The 16,779-nt window shown below is 67.7% G+C and carries 17 protein-coding genes and 1 tRNA gene; 11 read left to right on the top strand and 7 right to left on the bottom strand.

Annotation, left to right across the window (positions count from 1 at the left end; translation table 11 throughout):
* The first annotated feature begins 100 nt into the window (after window positions 1-100).
* The 5 genes from smc to AC4PTB_RS16755 are packed head-to-tail and all read left to right on the top strand — an operon-like array spanning window position 101 to window position 6,514.
* Entirely contained in the window at window positions 101-3,559 is a 3,459-nt protein-coding gene (gene smc, locus AC4PTB_RS16775; RefSeq protein ID WP_492190991.1) for a chromosome segregation protein SMC, read from the top strand.
* 54 nt (window positions 3,560-3,613) lie between these two features.
* The gene (locus AC4PTB_RS16770) at window positions 3,614-4,072 is read left to right on the top strand and encodes a YbjN domain-containing protein (RefSeq protein ID WP_492190990.1); all 459 of its coding nucleotides are present in this window, start codon (window positions 3,614-3,616) and stop codon (window positions 4,070-4,072) included.
* Between the two features lie 9 nt (window positions 4,073-4,081).
* Window positions 4,082-4,543, top strand: coding sequence for a RidA family protein (locus tag AC4PTB_RS16765; RefSeq protein ID WP_492190989.1), 462 nt, complete (start codon window positions 4,082-4,084; stop codon window positions 4,541-4,543).
* Window positions 4,540-5,298, top strand: a complete 759-nt coding sequence (locus AC4PTB_RS16760) for a glycerophosphodiester phosphodiesterase family protein (RefSeq protein WP_492190988.1) — start codon at window positions 4,540-4,542, stop codon at window positions 5,296-5,298. Before AC4PTB_RS16765 ends, AC4PTB_RS16760 begins: the two co-directional genes overlap by 4 nt.
* 46 nt (window positions 5,299-5,344) lie before the next feature.
* A complete protein-coding gene (locus AC4PTB_RS16755; RefSeq protein ID WP_492190987.1) occupies window positions 5,345-6,514 on the top strand; it encodes a GNAT family N-acetyltransferase in 1,170 nt (389 codons plus the stop codon).
* A gap of 56 nt (window positions 6,515-6,570) precedes the next feature.
* Here the strand turns inward: AC4PTB_RS16755 and AC4PTB_RS16750 are convergent, their stop codons facing one another.
* A complete protein-coding gene (locus AC4PTB_RS16750) occupies window positions 6,571-7,059 on the bottom strand; it encodes a peroxiredoxin (protein ID WP_492190986.1) in 489 nt (162 codons plus the stop codon).
* 76 nt (window positions 7,060-7,135) lie between these two features.
* On the opposite strand from AC4PTB_RS16750, the gene AC4PTB_RS16745 reads away from it, so the two are divergent.
* The 3 genes from AC4PTB_RS16745 to AC4PTB_RS16735 are packed head-to-tail and all read left to right on the top strand — an operon-like array spanning window position 7,136 to window position 9,542.
* A complete protein-coding gene (locus AC4PTB_RS16745; RefSeq protein WP_492190985.1) occupies window positions 7,136-8,335 on the top strand; it encodes an NAD(P)/FAD-dependent oxidoreductase in 1,200 nt (399 codons plus the stop codon).
* A complete protein-coding gene (gene rsmD / locus AC4PTB_RS16740) occupies window positions 8,332-8,895 on the top strand; it encodes a 16S rRNA (guanine(966)-N(2))-methyltransferase RsmD (RefSeq protein WP_492190984.1) in 564 nt (187 codons plus the stop codon). Before AC4PTB_RS16745 ends, rsmD begins: the two co-directional genes overlap by 4 nt.
* The gene (locus AC4PTB_RS16735) at window positions 8,892-9,542 is read left to right on the top strand and encodes an HAD family hydrolase (RefSeq protein ID WP_492190983.1); all 651 of its coding nucleotides are present in this window, start codon (window positions 8,892-8,894) and stop codon (window positions 9,540-9,542) included. The genes rsmD and AC4PTB_RS16735 overlap by 4 nt, the downstream gene beginning before the upstream one ends.
* A 105-nt stretch (window positions 9,543-9,647) precedes the next feature.
* Here AC4PTB_RS16735 and ykgO read toward each other — a convergent pair whose 3' ends face one another.
* Together ykgO and AC4PTB_RS16725 are read right to left on the bottom strand one after the other, a co-directional pair.
* Window positions 9,648-9,773, bottom strand: coding sequence for a type B 50S ribosomal protein L36 (ykgO, locus tag AC4PTB_RS16730; RefSeq protein WP_013069105.1), 126 nt, complete (start codon window positions 9,771-9,773; stop codon window positions 9,648-9,650).
* 63 nt (window positions 9,774-9,836) lie between these two features.
* Window positions 9,837-9,911 (bottom strand) — tRNA-Val (locus tag AC4PTB_RS16725).
* Between the two features lie 157 nt (window positions 9,912-10,068).
* Between AC4PTB_RS16725 and AC4PTB_RS16720 the strand changes: the two genes are divergently transcribed.
* Entirely contained in the window at window positions 10,069-10,932 is an 864-nt protein-coding gene (locus tag AC4PTB_RS16720; protein WP_492190982.1) for an N-formylglutamate amidohydrolase, read from the top strand.
* Here AC4PTB_RS16720 and AC4PTB_RS16715 read toward each other — a convergent pair whose 3' ends face one another.
* Together AC4PTB_RS16715 and clpB are read right to left on the bottom strand one after the other, a co-directional pair.
* Window positions 10,933-12,195: a DNA polymerase IV gene (locus tag AC4PTB_RS16715; RefSeq protein WP_492190981.1), complete on the bottom strand. Its 1,263-nt coding sequence runs from the start codon at window positions 12,193-12,195 to the stop codon at window positions 10,933-10,935.
* Between the two features lie 174 nt (window positions 12,196-12,369).
* Entirely contained in the window at window positions 12,370-14,985 is a 2,616-nt protein-coding gene (clpB, locus tag AC4PTB_RS16710; RefSeq protein WP_492190980.1) for an ATP-dependent chaperone ClpB, read from the bottom strand.
* Window positions 14,986-15,203: 218 nt separating this feature from the next.
* Between clpB and AC4PTB_RS16705 the strand changes: the two genes are divergently transcribed.
* The gene (locus tag AC4PTB_RS16705) at window positions 15,204-15,407 is read left to right on the top strand and encodes a hypothetical protein (RefSeq protein ID WP_492190979.1); all 204 of its coding nucleotides are present in this window, start codon (window positions 15,204-15,206) and stop codon (window positions 15,405-15,407) included.
* Between the two features lie 68 nt (window positions 15,408-15,475).
* The gene (pyrF, locus tag AC4PTB_RS16700; protein ID WP_492190978.1) at window positions 15,476-16,186 is read left to right on the top strand and encodes an orotidine-5'-phosphate decarboxylase; all 711 of its coding nucleotides are present in this window, start codon (window positions 15,476-15,478) and stop codon (window positions 16,184-16,186) included.
* A gap of 69 nt (window positions 16,187-16,255) precedes the next feature.
* Here the strand turns inward: pyrF and AC4PTB_RS16695 are convergent, their stop codons facing one another.
* A complete protein-coding gene (locus tag AC4PTB_RS16695; RefSeq protein ID WP_492190977.1) occupies window positions 16,256-16,411 on the bottom strand; it encodes a hypothetical protein in 156 nt (51 codons plus the stop codon).
* A 94-nt stretch (window positions 16,412-16,505) separates the two neighbouring features.
* Window positions 16,506-16,778 carry an NfeD family protein gene (locus tag AC4PTB_RS16690; protein WP_492190976.1) on the bottom strand — a complete coding sequence of 91 codons (273 nt, stop codon included), beginning with the start codon at window positions 16,776-16,778 and terminating at the stop codon, window positions 16,506-16,508.
* Window position 16,779 lies beyond the last annotated feature (1 nt).

Raw genomic sequence — 16,779 nt, 5'->3', positions numbered from 1 at the left:
GGATAAGCCCGCCGCCTCGCCGGAAGGTGAGGGGGGTGGCGTTGACTTGGCCGGTGGCAAAACCGAAACTGGCGGACCCTCAATCTGGAATCGGTGCCCCTTGCGTTTCACCCGCCTGCGACTGAACGGCTTCAAGAGCTTTGTCGACCCGACCGACCTTGTGATCCACGACGGCCTGACCGGCGTCGTGGGGCCGAACGGCTGTGGCAAGTCGAACCTGCTTGAGGCGCTGCGCTGGGTGATGGGCGAGACCCGCGCCAGCGCGATGCGCGGCGGCGGCATGGAAGACGTGATCTTTGCCGGGGCCGCCACCCGCGGTGCGCGGCATTTCGCGGAAGTCTCTCTGTCGATCGACAACAGCGAGCGGCTGGCGCCCTCGGGCTTCAACGACAGCGATGTGCTGGAAATCGTGCGCCGGATCACCCGCGATGCGGGCTCGGCCTACAAGGTCAACACCAAGGATGTCCGCGCCCGCGACGTGCAGATGCTGTTTGCCGATGCCTCGACCGGGGCGCACAGCCCGGCGCTGGTGCGGCAGGGGCAGATTTCCGAGCTGATCAATGCCAAGCCGAAAGCCCGCCGCCGGATTCTGGAAGAGGCCGCGGGGATTTCCGGGCTTTATCAGCGGCGGCACGAGGCGGAACTGAAGCTCTCGGGCGCAGAGCAGAACCTGGCCCGGGTCGATGATGTGCTCGAACAGCTGGGCACGCAGCTGGCCGCGCTGTCGCGGCAGGTGCGGCAGGCGGTGCGCTATCGCGAGATCGGCAATGATCTGCGCCGGGCTGAGGGGATGCTTTTGTATCGCCGCTGGCGCGAGGCCGATCTGGCCCGGGCCGAGGCGGAAAACGCGCTGCGCTCGGCGATGATGGGGGCGGCGCAGGCGGAACTGGCCTCGCGCGCGGCGGCCAAGGCGCGGGTGGCGCAGGAAGACGCCCTGCCGCCCTTGCGCGAGGAGGAATCGATTGCCGGGGCGATCCTGCAACGGCTGATGCTGCAACGCGATGCGCTGTCAGATGCCGAGGCGCAGGCGGCGGCGCGGATCGACAGTCTGAAATCGCGCATCGCGCAGCTGGACCGCGACATGGAGCGCGAGGCCGGGCTGAACCGCGATGCGGGCGAAACCATTGCCCGGCTGGATTGGGAAATGGGCCAGTTGCTGAAAGCGGCCGAGGGGCAGGAGGAGAAGCTGGGCGCGGCGGCCGAAGCCTCGGCCGAGGCGGCGGCGGTTCTGGCCGAGCGCGAGGCGCTGCTGAGCGAGGGCACCGAGGATGTGGCGCGGCTGGCGGCGCGGCATGGCTCGGTGACGCGGCTCGTGTCGGACAATCGCGCGACGGTGGCCAAGGCCGAGGTCGAGGCGGCGCGGGCCTCCGATGCCGCCGAGACCGCGGCCGAAGCGCTGGAGCGGGCCGAGGAGGCGTTTGAGGCCGCGCAGACTGCGCAGGAAGAGGCGCAGGATCAGGCCGAGGCCGCCGAGGAGGCACTGATCGCGGCGGATGAGGCGCGCGGTCTGGTGCAGGCGCGGGAAAGCACCGCGCGGGCCGTGCGCTCCGAGGCCGAGGGCGAGGCCGGGGCGCTGCGGGCCGAAGTGGCGGCGCTGGCCCGGCTGGTGGAGCGCGAGGCGGCGAGCGGGCATCAGCTGCTGGACCGGGTGCGGGTGAAAAGCGGTTACGAGGCGGCCTTGGGCGCGGCTTTGGCCGATGATCTGCGCGCGCCGGAGGTCGAGGCGGGGGCGCGGTCCGGCTGGGGCGTGCTGCCCGATTACGAGGCGGTGCAGCTCTTGCCCGCGGGCGTCGAGCCGCTGTCCGCCCATGTCGAGGTGCCCGCGGTGCTGCGCCGTCGCATCGCGCAGATCGGGCTGGTGGCCGATGCCGCCGAGGGCGCGCGGCTGCAACCGATGCTCGCGCCCGGGCAGCGGCTGGTGTCGCTTGCCGGTGATCTGTGGCGCTGGGACGGCTTCCGCGCCGGGGCCGAGGATGCGCCGACGGCGGCGGCGCTGCGGCTGCGCCAGCTCAACCGTCTGGTGGAACTCAAGCGCGATCTGGAAGAGGTCGCGGCCCGGGCCGAGGGGGCGCGGCAGGCGCATGAGGCGCTGAGCCGGACCCTGGCCGAGGCGACGGCGGCCGATGCCCGCGCCCGCGAGGCCCGCCGGGCGGCGGATACGCGGCTGGCCGAGGCGGGGCGGGCGCTGTCGCGCGCCGAAGCCGATCGCTCGATTTCCGCGGGCAAGCTTGAATCGGCGCGGATGGCGGTGAAACGCTACGGCGACGAGGCCGGATCGGCGCGGCTTGCGCTGGCCGAGGCCGAGGCGCAGCTGGCGGCGCTGCCCGATCTTGACGCCGCGCGCAGCGAGGTCGAGGCGATCAAGCTGACGGTGGAGGCCGCGCGGGTGACGATGCTGACCCGCCGAGCGAGCCATGACGAGATTCGCCGCGAGGGCGAGGCCCGGCTGCGGCGGCGGCAGGAGATCACCAAGGAAATCTCGGGCTGGCGGCACCGGCTGGAAACGGCCGAGAAACGCTCGGCCGAACTTGCGTCGCGGCGCGAGGAGGCGGTGGGCGAGCTGGAAGATGCCGCCGCCGCGCCCGAGGAGCTGGCGGCGAAGCGCGACGAGCTGAATGCGGCGATCGAGACCGCCGAGGAGCGGCGGGCAACGGCTTCGGACCGTTTGGCCGAGGCGGAGGCGGCGCTGCGCCAGGTGCAGATGGCGGAACGCGATGCCGAACGCGCCGCTGGCGAGGCGCGCGAGGGCAAGGCCCGGGCCGAGGCGCGGCTGGATGCCGCCCGCGAAACCCAGGCCCATGCCGCCGAGCGGATCGCGGAGGCGATGGATCTGACGCCGCAGGCTTTGTTCGACACGCTGGGCGCCGACCCGGGCAAGATGCCCGCTGCCGAGGCGCTGGAAATCGAGGTCGCGCGGCTGAAACGCGCCCGCGAGGCTTTGGGCGCGGTCAACCTGCGCGCCGAGGAAGACCTGCGCGAGGTGCAGGGCGAACATGACGGGCTGGCCAAGGAAAAGACCGATCTGGAGGAGGCGATCCGCAAGCTGCGTTCGGGCATTGCCGGGCTGAACCGCGAGGGGCGCGAGCGGCTTTTGACCGCGTTCGAACAGGTCAACGAAAGCTTCCGCACGCTCTTCACCCATCTTTTCGGCGGCGGCTCGGCCAGTCTGCAACTTGTGGAAAGCGATGATCCGCTGGAGGCGGGGCTTGAAATCATGTGCCAGCCGCCGGGCAAGAAGCTGTCCACCCTCAGCCTGCTGTCGGGGGGCGAGCAGACCCTGACCGCGATGGCGCTGATCTTTGCCGTCTTCCTGGCCAATCCGGCGCCGATCTGCGTGCTCGACGAGGTCGATGCGCCGCTTGATGACGCGAACGTCACCCGGTTCTGCGATCTGCTCGATGAGATGACCCGGCGCACAGACACCCGCTTCCTGATCATCACCCACCATGCGGTGACGATGAGCCGGATGGACCGGCTGTTCGGCGTGACGATGCAGGAACAGGGGGTCAGCCAGCTGGTCTCGGTCGATCTGAAGAAGGCCGAGCAGCTGGTGGCCTGACGGGGCTTGATGCGGAGGGGACAATCGGACAATCCTTGCGGGCAGGAGGCCCCGATGATCCGTCCGCTCGTCCCTGCTGTCATTGCCCTGCTGGCCGCGCTGCCCGCGCAGGCGCAGGTCATGGCCGACCCGGATGTGGTGGCGGCCTTCCTGCAGGACTACGGGCTGACCGCGCAGCCCGGCACCGACGATCAGGGCGATCCGATGCTCTCAAGCTCTGTCGATGACACGAAATTCGACGTTTATTTCTATGGCTGCACGCGGGCGCGGGACTGCACCTCGGTGGCGTTTTCGGCGGCGTTCCTGCCCCCGGAACCGCTGAAATATGCCATGGTGAACAGCTGGAACCGGAAGGCCCGCTTTGGCCGCGCCTATCTGGAGGGCGATGGCACGGCGGTGATCGAATATGATGTCAACCTCGACAAGGATGGGGTGGGGGGCAAGAATTTCACCGACACCATCGACATCTGGCGCAGCTTGCTGGATGACTTTCGCACGCATATCAACTGGTAAGGGGATTCCATGGCCTCCGCAATCGAAGCGCGTCTGAGCGCGCTCAACCTCACGCTTCCCGACGCCCCGGCCCCGGCGGCGAATTACGTGCCCTTTGTGCGCAGCGGCACTCAGATCTTCGTCTCGGGGCAGGTCTCCGCGGGTCCCGACGGCTTCATCAAGGGCAAGCTGGGCGCCGACATGAGCGTGGAAGAGGGCGCCGCCGCCGCCCGTCGTTGTGGCCTGGCGCTGATCGCGCAGGCGCGGGCCGCGGTGGGCGATCTGGACAAGATCAAGCGGGTGGTGAAGCTGGTGGGCTTCGTCAATTCGACTGCCGATTTCACCGACCAGCCCAAGGTGGTGAATGGCTGTTCCGATCTGATGGTCGAGGTCTTCGGCGAGGCCGGTCGTCATGCCCGTTCCGCCGTTTCGGCGGCCTCGCTGCCCTTCGGCGTCGCGGTCGAGATCGAGGCGATCTTCGAGGTGGAATGATGCAGCCCCTGCCCGCGGCTTTCCTGACCCGTCCGATCGCGCATCGCGCGTTGCATGACCGTGCCGCCGGGCGGCCGGAAAACAGCCGCGCCGCGGTGCGGGCGGCGGTGGCTGCGGGCTACGGCATCGAGATTGATCTGCAGCCCTCGGCCGATGGCGTGCCGATGGTGTTTCACGATTACGACCTGCGCCGTCTGACCGGGGTTCCGGGCCGGCTGCGCGGGCTGACCGCGGCGCAGCTGGCCGAGATCCCGCTTTCGGGCGGGGACGAGGGCATTCCGACGCTGGCCGAGGTGCTGAAAATCGTCGATGGCCGGGTGCCGCTGCTCATCGAGATCAAGGATCAGGATGGCGCGATGGGGCCAGATGTCGGCCCGCTCGAGGCCGCCACGGCGCAGGTTCTGGCGGGCTATGCCGGGCCGGTGGCGGTGATGTCCTTCAACCCGCATGCGGTGGCGGCCTTTCACCGGCATCTGCCCGGCGTGCCGGTGGGGCTGACGACTTCGGCCTATGCCGCCGCCGACTGGCCGCTTCTGCCCGCAAAGGTACGCGCGCATCTGGCGGGCATTCCCGATTTCGAACGGGTGGAGGCCTCCTTCATTTCGCATGAGGCCGCCGATCTGGGCGCGCCGCGGGTGGCGGCGCTGAAGGCGCAGGGCGCGGCGATCCTGTGCTGGACGATCCGCACGCCAAAGGCCGAGGCAGAGGCGCGCAAGATCGCGCAAAATATCACCTTCGAGGGCTACGACGCTTGACCCTTTCCCCCCGCGCCCCACTTTTGGGAAAAGGCGGGGGGATCTCTTGGACAGCGTCGAAGTCAACGTTCTGGCAGGGATTTCCTCGGTTCCGGCGGCGGAGTGGGATGCCTGCGCCTGCCCCGAGGCCGCGGATGGCGGCCGCCCCCGCGATCCTTTCACCACGCATCGCTTCCTTGCGGCGCTCGAGGCCTCGGGCTCGGTCGGTCCGGGCACGGGCTGGACGCCGCATCATCTGCTGGCCCGGCATGCGGGGGCGGTGATCGCCGTCGCGCCCTTTTACCGCAAAAGCCATTCGCAGGGCGAATATGTCTTCGATCATGCCTGGGCCGAGGCCTGGCATCGCGCGGGCGGCAGCTACTACCCGAAACTGCAGGGCGCCGTGCCCTTCACCCCCGTCACCGGGCGGCGGCTTTTGTGCCGACCGGGGCAGGAGGAGATCGGGCAGGCCGCGCTTTTGCAGGCGATGGCGGAACTGACGCGGCGGGGCGGCCATTCCTCGGCGCATCTGACCTTCTGCACCCGGGAGGAGGCCGAGGCGGCCGCCTCGGCAGGCTGGCTGCATCGCACCGGCGTGCAGTTTCATTGGGAAAATCGCGGCTATGGCGGATACGAGGATTTCCTTGCCACACTGGCCTCGCGCAAGCGCAAGGCGCTGCGCAAGGAACGCGCGCGGGCGCAGGATTTTGGCGGCACGATCCGGGCGCTGAGTGGCGCGGCGATCGAGGACCGCCACTGGGAGGCGATGTGGGCGTTTTACCTCGACACCGGGGCGCGGAAATGGGGCCGCCCCTATCTGACCCGCGCCTTCTTTGACGCGCTGCCCGCGCTGCGCGACGAGGTTCTTCTGATCATCGCGGAAAAGAATGGCCGCGCCGTGGCCGGGGCGCTCAATTTCATCGGGCGCGATACATTATATGGCCGCTATTGGGGCTGCCTTGAGGACCACGCTTTCCTGCATTTCGAGCTGTGTTACCATCAGGCGGTCGACTGGGCGATCGCGCAGGGCTTTGCCCGGGTCGAAGCGGGGGCGCAGGGCGACCACAAGCTGGCGCGCGGCTACCTGCCCGTGCTGACGCATTCGGCGCATCACATCCCGCATCCCGGCTTTCGTCAGGCCGTGGCGGAGTATCTGGAACAGGAGCGTGCGGCGGTGGCCGAGGAAGCCGATGCGCTGGCGGAGCTTGGCCCTTATCGGGAAGAAGAGCGTATTTAGTCCAGGAAAAAGGCAGCGGGCTTTTCCTGGTCCAAATACGCCCTTGCGGCCTTGGGTCAGAGTGCCGCGAGCAGGCCTTCGCCCGCCGACAGCTCGCAGACGCCCGGGCTTTCCTCGCGGTGCAGCACTTTCACCACGCCGTCTTCCACCAGCATCGCATAGCGGGCCGAGCGGTCGATCAGCCCGACCGGCGGCGCCGAAAAGGCCATGCCGATCGCCTTGGTGAAGGCGGCCTCGGCATCGGCGAGCAGGGTGATCCCGGCGGCGGTGGCCCCCGTCGCCTCGCCCCAGGCGGCCATCACGAAGGGGTCGTTGACCGAGACGCAGAGGATCTCGTCCACGCCCTTCGCGTCGAATTGCGGTTTCGTGCGGATGAAGCTGGGCACATGGGCGGTGGTGCAGACCCCGGTATAGGCGCCCGGCACGGCAAAGATCACCACCTTGCGGCCCGCGGTCAGCGCCGCCAGATCGACCGCCTCGGGGCCATTGGCGCCGATCTTCAGAAGCGTTGCCGCGGGAAGTTTCTCTCCAACCGTCAGTGTCATTGCGTTCTCCCTTCGCTTGGCACGGGCTGTGCATCAGGGATATAGGGGCGGGAAGGGACATGACCAGAGGAAGAGCATGAGCGGCATCGTGATTGTGGGCGGCGGGCAGGCGGCGGCCTCTCTGGCGGCGAAGGCCCGGGCTTTGGGATACGCGGGCGACGTGACCATTCTGGGCGAGGAGCCGGTGGCCCCCTATCAGCGCCCGCCGCTGTCGAAGGCCTATCTTCTGGGCGAGATGCCGCTCGAACGGCTGACTTTGCGCGGTGACGACTGGTATGCGGCGAACCGGGTGACTTTGCGGGTGGGCACCCGGGTCACCGGCATCGACCGCGCCGCGAAAGCCGTGCTGATCGGCGACGAGCGGCTGAGCTATGACCATCTGGCGCTGTGCACCGGGGCGGTGCCGCGCCGCCTTCCCCCCGGGATGGGGGCCGGGGGGCTTTCGGGCATCTACACCCTGCGCGATCTGGCCGACACCCAGGCGATGGCGGATGAATTCGTGCCCGGGCGCAATCTGGTGGTGGTGGGCGGCGGCTATATCGGGCTTGAGGCGGCGGCGGTGGCCTGCAAGCGCGGTCTGACGGCGAAGCTTGTCCACACCCGCGCCCGCATCCTGCGCCGGGTGGCGGGCGTCGAGACGGCCGCTGCGATCCGCGAGATGCACCGGGCGCATGGGGTCGAGATCCTCGAAGATATCGGCATCACCCGCATTCTGGGCGAGGGCCGGGTGCGCGGCGTCGAACTGGCCGATGGCCGCATCCTGCCTGCCGATTTCATCGTCGTCGGTATCGGGGTCGATCCGCGCACCGATCTGGCCGAAGCGGCGGGGCTGGCGATTGACGAGGGGATCGCGGTCGATGCGCAGGGCCGCACCTCGGACCCCTCCATCTGGGCGGCGGGCGATTGCGCCGCGTTGCCGGGGCCGGAGGGGCGGATGCGGATCGAATCGGTCGGCAATGCCATCGACATGGGCGAGCTGGTGGCGGAAAACATGCTGGGCGCGGGCAAGGTCTATCGGCCGAAGCCGTGGTTCTGGTCGGATCAGTTTTCCTCGAAGCTGCAGATCGCGGGGCTTTGCACCGGCCATGACCGGGTGGTGACCCGCACCGCGGAGGGACAATCGTTCTGGTATTTCCGCGAAGGCCGTCTGATTGCCGTCGATGCGCTGGATGCGCCGCGCGCCTATATGATCGGCAAGCGGCTGATCGAGGCGGGCAAGGCGGTGACGCCCGAACAGGTGGCCGGGGCCGCGGATCTGAAGGCGCTGATGGCATGAGAATCATCGGCGGAGAGAAGCGGGGCCTGAAACTGGCCGAGGTGGGCGAGGGCGACATGGCCGCGCATCTGCGCCCGACCACCGACCGCGTGCGCGAAAGCATCTTCAACCTTCTGATCAACGGCACCCATGGCAATCCGATCCCGGGGGCACGGGTGCTGGATCTGTTCGCGGGCACCGGCGCTTTGGGGCTCGAGGCGCTCTCGCGCGGGGCCGCCCGGGTGGCCTTTGTCGATGAGGGCACGGCGGCGCGGGTGTTGCTTCGCAAGAATGTGGAGCTGATGCGGGCGATGGGCGTGACCGACATCTGGCGGCGCGATGCGACGAACATGGGGCCGTGCCGCGGTGCCGGTTACGGGCTGGTCTTTCTCGATCCGCCCTATGGCATGGGGCTGGGGGAAAAGGCCCTCGCATCTTGCCTGTCGAACGGCTGGATCGCCCCCGGCGCGATGGTCGTGTGGGAGGAAAACACCGCCCCCGTGGTGCCGGAACCGCTGAGCCAGATCGACCAGCGCCGCTATGGCGACACCGTCGTGACCTTGGCCCGGATGCAAGCATGAGCGTGAAAGCCGTTCTGTTCGACTGCGACGGGGTGCTGGTCGACAGCGAGCCGATGACCTTCCTCGCGCTGCAGCAAGATCTGGCGGCGCATGGTCTGGATCTGACCCTGCCCCAGATGGAGGCGCTGTTTCTGGGCGGCACGCTGGAGCGGGTGCGGACGGTGGCCAATGGCATGGGCGCGGGGCTGGGCCCCGATTGGTGCGAGGATTTCCACGACCGGCTTTATGCGCTGCTGCGCGACCGGGCAGAGCTGATGCCGGGCGTCGAATCGCTTCTTGACCGGCTGGATGCGGCGGGGATCGCCTATGCCGTCGGCTCGAACGGGCGGCGCGCGAAGATGCAGGCGAGCCTTGGCCGTCATCCGGCGCTTTGGGCGCGGCTGCAGGATCGGCTGTTTTCCGGCCAGGATCTGGGCTGCCCGAAACCCGCCCCCGATCTTTACCTGCGGGCCGCGGCCTTTCTGGGCGTCGCGCCCGCGGACTGCGTGGTGATCGAGGACAGCGGCCCCGGCGCGATGGCGGCGCAGGCGGCCGGGATGCGCTGCCTTGGCTATGCGCCGCAGGGCCATGCCGAGGGCCTGATCGCCGCCGGGGCAGAAATCATCGCCGATCTGAAGGACATTCCGCAGCTGATCGGCCTTGCCTGAGGCCGATCGGGGTGGCGCCTGAAAACGGCGCAAAGAATCGGGCCAGCGCAAAGAAAAAGACCGCCGGGTTTCCCCAGCGGCCTTTTGAACTGCTCGAAGGCGGCCTCAGCCCTGACGGGCCTTGAAGCGCTTTTGCGTCTTGTTGATCACGTAGACGCGGCCTTTACGGCGCACGATCTGGCAATCGCGATGACGCTGCTTGAGCGAGCGGAGCGAGTTGCGGACCTTCATCGGTCTTCTCCTGTTCGCGGCGACGTGCGCCTTGAAAACGAATGCCCCCGAAGGGGCGGTGAATGGTGGGCGGTACTGGGATCGAACCAGTGACCCCTACGATGTCAACGTAGTGCTCTACCGCTGAGCTAACCGCCCGGAAACTTTCGCCGTTTGCTGCCGCGTTCCCGTCCGAAGCAAGGAACCTGACTGCAACCGCGTCGGTCTGGGGGTCTATAAAAGGAGTCGTTCCGGCTTTCAAGGGCCTTTTGGCAGGAAAAGAAATCAGTGTAGTCTTTCTTTCGAAGGAGGGCCCATGGCCGAGGTTTCCGCATCGATCCAGCCCTATCGTCTGCACCTGCCCGAGAGGCTGAGCTCCGGGGTCGTTTTTGCCTCGCCGCATTCGGGCCGCTTCTACCCGGCCGATTTCACCCGCCGCGCCCAGCTTGACCTTTTGCGGCTGCGCTCCTCGGAAGATGCCTTTGTCGACAGGCTTCTGACGCAGGTGCCACAGGCCGGGGCAACGCTGATCGAGGCGGTCTATCCGCGCGCTTTCGTCGATCTCAACCGGGCCGAGGACGAGCTGGACCCGGCGCTGATCGAGGGGGTGGCCCGGGGCTCGGGCGGGGCGCGGGTGCTGACCGGGCTGGGGGTGATTCCGCGCGTCGTCGCCGGTGGCCGCGAGATTTTCCGCGGCAAGATCCCGCGCGCCGAGGCCGAGGACCGGCTGGCCCGAATCTGGCGCCCCTATCACCGCCAGCTCTCCGAGCTGTTGCGCGACCGCCATGCCCGATTCGGCCGGGTGCTGCTGTTCGATGTCCATTCGATGCCGAGCGAGGCCGCCAGCGGCGGCAGTCCCGGACCGGATATCGTGCTGGGTGACCGCTTCGGCGCCTCGGCCCGGGCCGAAACCAGTCTCGCCGTCGAACAGGCCTTTCGCCGCGCCGGGCTGCGGGTGGCGCGCAACAGCCCCTTCGCCGGCGCCTATGTGGCGCAGCGCTATGGCCGCCCCGCCGAGGGGGTCGAGGTGGTGCAGATCGAGATCGCCCGGGCGCTTTACATGAACGAGGAACGGATCGAACCGCTGCCCGCCTTCGACCGTTTCGCCCAGGCCATCGGCGCGGTCTTCGTCGAACTGGCCGATCTGATCCGCGGCGAGGCGCGGCTGGCGGCAGAGTGATCAGCCTTTGGTCAGGCCGCGGCCCAGCCGGATCGCATCGGCGCCGAATTTCGCCCGGATCGCATCCGCCGCCCGTTCCGCCGCCGCCCGCGCCGTTGCCTGCGGATCGAGCAGATCACCGATCGGATCGCGGCCGCCCGCCGGGGACAGGTCGGAATAGCCCGCGCCGATCAGCCGGAACGGCCCCGGCTCGGGCAGGGTCCGCAGCAGCGCCTCGGTCGCGCGAAACAGCGTGTCGGCCAGCTGCGAAGGTTCCTCGAGCTTCACCTGACGGCTGAGCGCGGAAAAATCCGCCCGCCGCAGCTTCAATGTCGCGGTGCGGCCTTCAAGCCCCTTCGCCTTCATCCGCGCGGCGGCCTTTTCGCACATCGTCCACAGGATGTCGGCCAGCCGGTCGCGGTCGGACATGTCGCTGTCAAACGTGGTCTCGTGCGAGACCGACTTGATCTCGGCATCGGGGATGACCCGGCGCCGGTCGATGCCCTGCGCCAGTTCGTAAAGCCGCAGCCCGGTGGCGCCGAACCGGCTTTGCAGGGTCTCGGGACCGGCGCGGCGGATCTCGGCCAGGCTGCGCAGCCCCGCGCGCGCCAGCGCCGCCCGCGTCGCCTCGCCCACCCCCCAGAGGATCGAGGCGGGCTTGTCGCGCAGGAAAGCCTCGGTCTCGGCCCGCCCGATCACCGAAAAGCCGCGCGGCTTGTCGAGATCCGAGGCGATCTTGGCCAGAAACTTGTTGTGCGACAGCCCGACCGAGGCGGTGACGCCGATTTCGGTCTCGATCTCGCGGATCACCCGGGCCAGGCTGACGGCGGGGGCCGCATGATGCAGCCGGGCGGTGCCGGTCAGGTCCAGAAACGCCTCGTCGAGCGACAGCGGTTCGACAAGCGGCGTCAGCGCGGCGAATTTCGCCCGGATCAGGGCGGAGACATCGGCATAGCGGTCCTTGCGCGGGCGCAGCACGACGGCCTCTGGGCAGAGCTTCATCGCCTGAAACATCGGCATAGCCGAGCGGACCCCGGCGATGCGGGCGATGTAGCAGCAGGTGGTGACGACGCCGCGGGTGCCGCCGCCGACGATCAGCGGCTTGTCGGCCAGGCTCGGGTCATCGAGCTTCTCGACCGAGGCATAGAAGCTGTCGCAGTCGACATGGGCGACGGAGAGGGTGAACAGCTCGGGATGGCGCAGCAGACGCGGCCGCCCGCAGCGCGGACAGCGTGCGGGGGCGGTGTCGAAGGTGGCAAGGCAATCACGGCAAAGCGCGGGCATGGTGATCGATCCTAACGCAGGACCCGGCCGTGGGGGAGGGGGCGCTGCCCCCTCTTTTGGCTGCGCCAAAATTCACCCCCGGGATATTTGAGGCAAGATAAAGGGCAATGCTTTTACCTTGCCCCAAATATCCCGGGGGGAGCGAAGCGGGGGGCAGAGCCCCCCACTCCCGTATCAGTTCAGCACGCGCGGTTCGGTCTGGACGCGCTGGCTGGCCGAGACCTTGCCGCCGACCACCAGCCCGTCGGGACCGGCGGTCACCGGAAGCGTCTCGCCGTCCTTCACCGTCCCGGCCAGGATCAGCTCGGCCAGCGGGTCCTGCAGCGCGCGCTGGATCACCCGTTTCAGCGGCCGGGCGCCAAAGACCGGGTCGTAGCCCTCGTCGGCGAGCCATTTCAGCGCCGCTTCGTCCAGCACCAGCGCGATCTTGCGCTGCGCCAGCCGCGCTTCCAGCCGCTTGAGCTGGACCGTCACGATGCCGTCCATGTTCTCGCGCGTCAGCCGGTCGAAGATCACCATCTCGTCCAGACGGTTCAGGAATTCAGGGCGGAAATGCATCCGCACCGCCTCCATAACCTCGGCCTTGGCCTCGGAGCCGTCCGTGCCTTCGGGCAGACGGCTGAGCGCCTGCGACCCGAGGTTCGAGGTCAGCACGATCAGCGTCTGCTTGAAATCGACGGTGCGGCCCTGACCATCGGTCAGCATGCCGTCGTCGAGCACCTGCAACAGCACATTGAAGACATCGGGATGCGCCTTTTCCACCTCGTCGAAGAGCACGACCTGATAGGGGCGGCGCCGCACCGCCTCGGTCAGCACGCCGCCTTCGTCATAGCCGACATAGCCGGGCGGGGCGCCGATCAGCCGGGACACGGAGTGTTTCTCCATGAATTCCGACATGTCGATCCGCACCATCGCCGCGTCGTCGTCGAACAGATAATTCGCGACCGCTTTCGTCAGTTCGGTCTTCCCCACCCCGGTCGGCCCGAGGAACAGGAACGAGCCCAAGGGCCGGTTCTCGTCGTTCAGCCCGGCGCGGGCACGGCGCACGGCATTGGCCACCGCGGTGATCGCCGCATCCTGCCCGATCACCCGCTTGTGCAGTTCCTCCTCCATCTTCAAGAGCTTCTCGCGCTCGCCCTCGAGCATCTTCGAGGTCGGAATGCCGGTCCAGCGTTCCACCACCTCGGCGATCTGCTCGGGGCGGACGGCCTCTTCGACCATCTTGCTCTCGGCCATCGTCTCGGCCTCAGCCAGCACCTTTTCCAGCTCCGGGATGCGGCCGTATTGCAGCTCGCCCGCCTTGGCGAAATTGCCCTCGCGCTTGGCCTGTTCCAGCGCCGCCCGGGCCTGATCGAGCTGCTCCTTGACCGAACGCGAGGCCTCAAGCATGTCCCGCTCGGCCTGCCATTTCGCCGTCATCTCGGCAGAGCGCTGCTGCACGTCGGCCAGATCCTTCTCGAGTTTCTCGAGACGATCCTTCGAGGCGCTGTCATCCTCGCGTTTGAGCGCCTCGGCCTCGATCTGCATCTGCAGGATCTGCCGATCCAGCGCATCAAGTTCCTCGGGCTTGCTGTCCACTTCCATCCGCAGCCGCGAGGCCGCCTCGTCGACAAGGTCAATCGCCTTGTCGGGCAGGAAACGGTCGGTGATGTAGCGATGCGACAGCGTCGCCGCCGCGACGAGCGCCGAATCGGAGATCCGCACCCCGTGGTGCAGTTCGTATTTCTCCTTGATGCCGCGCAGGATCGAGATCGTGTCCTCGACCGTCGGCTCATTCACCATCACCGGCTGGAACCGCCGCGCCAGGGCCGCGTCTTTCTCGACATATTTGCGGTATTCATCGAGCGTGGTGGCGCCGACGCAATGCAATTCGCCCCGCGCCAGCGCCGGTTTGATCAGGTTCGCCGCATCCATCGCGCCTTCGGATTTGCCCGCGCCGACAAGCGTGTGCATCTCGTCGATGAAAAGGATGATTTCCCCCGCCGCGGCTTCGATTTCCTTCAGGATCGCCTTCAGCCGTTCCTCGAATTCGCCGCGGTATTTCGCCCCGGCGATCAAGGCGCCCATGTCGAGCGCCAGAAGCTTCTTGTTGCGCAAGGACTCGGGCACGTCGCCGTTGATGATGCGAAGCGCCAGCCCCTCGGCGATGGCGGTTTTCCCCACGCCGGGTTCGCCGATCAGCACCGGGTTGTTCTTGGTGCGGCGCGACAGCACCTGCATGGTGCGGCGGATTTCATCGTCGCGGCCGATGATCGGGTCGATCTTGCCTTCTTCTGCCGCCGCGGTCAGGTCACGGGCATATTTCTTCAGCGCATCATAGCCTTGCTCGGCATTGGCGCTGTCGGCGGTGCGGCCCTTGCGGATGTCGTTGATCGCGGCGTTCAGCTTTTGCGCCGTCACCGCCCCGGCATCAAGCGCATCCTTGGCGCGGGTGTTCACCATCGCCAAAGCCATCAGCATCCGCTCCACCGGAACGAAGCTGTCGCCCGCCTTCGTCGCCAGTTTCTCGGCCTCGTCGAGCACGCGCACCAGCGCCTGTTCGACATAGACCTGTCCGTCACCGCCCGACACTTTCGGCAGTTTCGAGACGAACAGATCGACGCTTTCCTGCACCCGGGCGGGCTCGCCCCCGGCGCGTTTGATCAGATTGGCCGAGAGCCCCTGATCGTCATCCATCAGCGCCTTGAGCAGATGTTCGGGGACCACACGCTGGTGCCCCTCGCGCATCGCGATGGTCTGCGCCGCCTGCAAAAAGCCGCGCGACCGTTCCGTGAACTTCTCCATGTTCATCGGCTGTCTCCTTGGTTAAGCCCCCGGGGTTCTGGCGCCCACCATGGCACGCCGCGCCCGGGTCTTGTTGCAAAGGTGGTTGGGCAGATTTCCCCGTTCAAGGGGGGGACCAGGCCCGAAACGGCCGGGGCGATGAAAAAAATGCGCAAAGGCGATCTTGGAAACCATTCGCCAAGACTTCACCTTCATCCTGAGGGTTCCAAACGCGAGGTCACCCGATGCACCATGTCGCCATTCGCATTGCGCACCTGATCTACAACGCCGCGCTTCGTCAGTTCGAGGCGGTGGTGGAATTCTTCTCTCCCGGCCTGCCGGCGCCGATGCGGGTGCCGGTGCGGGTTCCTGCAGCCCCCGACATCGGGCATCGCCGTCTGGTCCGGGTGCTGACCCATGAAGCCCGGCGGCGCGGTGGCATCGTCTGAGCCAATTCGCTTGACCGCCTGCGGCATCAGGGGCAAAACCCCGGCGTTTGCACCGCAGGAGGGCTGCCATGACCGATCTTCTTCCCGCCGATGATCGCCTGATCGTCGCGATGGATGTGCCGAATGCCCTTGCGGGGCTGGAACTGGCGCAAAAGCTGGGCGACAGCGTCAGTTTCTACAAGATCGGCCTTGGCATGCTGACCGGCGGCGGGCTTGCGCTTGCGAATGAGCTGAAGGGCGAGCAGGGCAAGAAGATCTTCCTCGACATGAAGCTTTTCGACATCGGCGCGACCGTCGAAGCCGCGGTGCGTGGCATTGCGCAGTTCGATCTCGATTTTCTGACCGTGCATGGCGACCCCCATGTGGTGCGGGCGGCGAAACAGGGGGCTTCGGGCAAGGATCTGAAGATCCTTGCGGTGACGATCCTGACCTCGCTCGACCGCGCCGATCTGGATGCCGCGCTGCTGCGCGATGGCGCCGTGGCCGATCTGGTGGTCGAACGGGCCGGGCGGGCTTTCCTGGCAGGGGCCGATGGCGTCATCGCCTCGCCGCAGGAAGCGGCACTGATCCGCGCCCTGCCCGAGGCGGCGGGCAAGTTGATCGTCACCCCGGGCGTGCGCCCCGCGGGGGCGGCTTTGGGCGACCAGAAACGGGTCGAGACGCCCGCTTCGGCGCTGGCCGCCGGGGCCGATCATCTGGTCGTCGGCCGTCCGATCTGGCAGGCCGAGGACCCGCAGGCCGCCGCCCAGGCGATCCTGCGCGAGATGGCCGGGGCCTGACCTCCCGCGCTGAAAACGAAAACGGCGGCTCCGACCGGGCCGCCGTTTTCGTGCATGATGTGACGGGCGTCACTGATGGGTGGAGGCTTCCGCCGCCCCGGCCCCATGTCCAAGACCCATCGGCTGGGCGAAGGACAGCCAGGCCACAAGGCCCACCAGACAAACACTTACGCTCACAAGGAAGTACTTGAAGCTTTTCGCTTCTTGCGGGAAATCATCATACATGTCTTCTCTCCTGATTTGCCACCTGCGTCTCTACGCCGCAGCCCGCGAGTCGTCCAGAACCTAGATCAATTCCAGTTTCTGAATGTGACGATTTTCAGTTCTCGTTGATGTCGTGATCCCAGATCCGGGTCTGCCCCGCCCGGACCCCGGCCAGTTTGCGGGCGATCAGCCAGACCGCGATCGCCGCAACCGTCATCACCAGAATCAGCGCGGGCCAGCTGCCACCCAGAAGCCCAAGCCAAAGCAGCCCTGCCACCAGAAGCGCCCCGACGGCAAAACCAAGCAGGACGAAGACCGGCAGCAGCATCTCGGCGCCGCCCAGCACCGCCGCTGCCACCACCCAGACCCAGGGTTCTTGCCACCACATA

It is taken from the genome of Rhodobacter sp. 4.3.4, from assembly GCF_058724655.1.
Note: the sequence above shows the minus strand (reverse complement) of the source record. Positions and strands in the feature narration are given on the sequence as shown.

Bases quoted from the DNA above. Each gene is read 5' to 3' on its own strand.
- AC4PTB_RS16715 (WP_492190981.1), bottom strand. From the start codon at position 12,195: ATGCCCGCGCTTTGCCGTGATTGCCTTGCCACCTTCGACACCGCCCCC.
- AC4PTB_RS16695 (WP_492190977.1), bottom strand. From the start codon at position 16,411: ATGTATGATGATTTCCCGCAAGAAGCGAAAAGCTTCAAGTACTTCCTT.
- clpB (WP_492190980.1), bottom strand. From the start codon at position 14,985: ATGAACATGGAGAAGTTCACGGAACGGTCGCGCGGCTTTTTGCAGGCG.
- AC4PTB_RS16705 (WP_492190979.1), top strand. From the start codon at position 15,204: ATGCACCATGTCGCCATTCGCATTGCGCACCTGATCTACAACGCCGCG.
- AC4PTB_RS16745 (WP_492190985.1), top strand. From the start codon at position 7,136: ATGAGCGGCATCGTGATTGTGGGCGGCGGGCAGGCGGCGGCCTCTCTG.
- AC4PTB_RS16750 (WP_492190986.1), bottom strand. From the start codon at position 7,059: ATGACACTGACGGTTGGAGAGAAACTTCCCGCGGCAACGCTTCTGAAG.
- pyrF (WP_492190978.1), top strand. From the start codon at position 15,476: ATGACCGATCTTCTTCCCGCCGATGATCGCCTGATCGTCGCGATGGAT.
- rsmD (WP_492190984.1), top strand. From the start codon at position 8,332: ATGAGAATCATCGGCGGAGAGAAGCGGGGCCTGAAACTGGCCGAGGTG.
- AC4PTB_RS16735 (WP_492190983.1), top strand. From the start codon at position 8,892: ATGAGCGTGAAAGCCGTTCTGTTCGACTGCGACGGGGTGCTGGTCGAC.
- AC4PTB_RS16690 (WP_492190976.1), bottom strand. From the start codon at position 16,778: ATGTGGTGGCAAGAACCCTGGGTCTGGGTGGTGGCAGCGGCGGTGCTG.
- ykgO (WP_013069105.1), bottom strand. From the start codon at position 9,773: ATGAAGGTCCGCAACTCGCTCCGCTCGCTCAAGCAGCGTCATCGCGAT.
- AC4PTB_RS16720 (WP_492190982.1), top strand. From the start codon at position 10,069: ATGGCCGAGGTTTCCGCATCGATCCAGCCCTATCGTCTGCACCTGCCC.
- AC4PTB_RS16770 (WP_492190990.1), top strand. From the start codon at position 3,614: ATGATCCGTCCGCTCGTCCCTGCTGTCATTGCCCTGCTGGCCGCGCTG.
- AC4PTB_RS16760 (WP_492190988.1), top strand. From the start codon at position 4,540: ATGATGCAGCCCCTGCCCGCGGCTTTCCTGACCCGTCCGATCGCGCAT.
- AC4PTB_RS16765 (WP_492190989.1), top strand. From the start codon at position 4,082: ATGGCCTCCGCAATCGAAGCGCGTCTGAGCGCGCTCAACCTCACGCTT.